General features: G+C 65.7%; 1 pseudogene. It reads right to left on the bottom strand.

What is annotated here, in order from left to right:
* Positions 1-835: pseudogene (locus AC1DT3_RS22560) on the bottom strand (hypothetical protein); the annotation flags it as partial.
* Between the last annotated feature and the right edge of the window lie 158 nt (positions 836-993).

Below are 993 nucleotides of genomic sequence, written 5' to 3'. Positions count from 1 at the left end.
CGGCTTGGCCGTTGCCTGAGACGCCGATCCCGGCGCTGCCTCCGATGCCTCCCGTGATGGTGCCGGAGGCATTGTTTATGATCGTAGAACCGGCCCCCAGCACCAGCAGGCCATCGCCACCACCACCGCCCCCGCCGCCAAATCCGCCATTGCCCCCGGATCCACCATTACCGCCTCGGATCGCGCCCGCGTTCAACACCACGGCGCCCGCCGGCGTGGAAATGGTGCCGGCACCGCCGCCGCCGCCACCGCCTCCATTGGAGACGGCGCCACCGGTCCCGATGCCGCCGCCGCCGCCAGCGCCCCCGATCGCCGAGCCGCCTCCATTGATCGTCATATTCGAACTGCTGGAATGGATCCCGGCCCCTCCGCCACCGCCGCCGTTGGCCAAATTGAGGCCATCCGGTCCCGCCGATCCTGCTCCCCCGTCGACGTTTCCAAGCACTGTGAACGGGCCTGCTGAACTGAAGCCCGTGAGGCCACCGGCGCCTCCAACGCCTTCACCGTTTGCTCCCCGGCCGCCTACGCCGTTCAAAGCAGGATCGCCTGCGAACACTTCATTGACACCGCCGCCACCAATCCGACTGGCACCACCCCCGTCGCCATTGCCGGCGCCGCCATCGCCGGTGCGTCCAGGAACGCCGACGCCGCCAGGAGCGCTGCAGGTCRTGGTGGGACCGGGAAGACAAGCCGCAAAGGCCGGAATCGAGGTGCCTGCAAGGCTCAAGCTCAATACGAGCGAGAAAGCTGTGAGAGTGGCGTTGCCGGAAAGGGCGGAGGAGGGCAGCGCGACTGCGCTCAAAAGGGCTGTTCGCCTCAGATGCGCCTGCCGCATGATCGCCTCCTCGTTTGCGTAGAGGCACACAGAACATCCAGGCCCAGCGCCGGATTATTATGAGAAAATACCTAGACTTCCACCGTCATTCCCTTGCGGCGAGGTCTTTCTCCCCAAGTGTTACATCTACGCAACTTTGGGTTGGGGTGCTGTCAAAC

It is taken from the genome of Microvirga sp. P4_G7 (genome assembly GCF_056401005.1).
The sequence above is the reverse complement of the archived record's forward strand: the minus strand, read 5'-3'. Positions and strand labels throughout refer to the sequence as shown.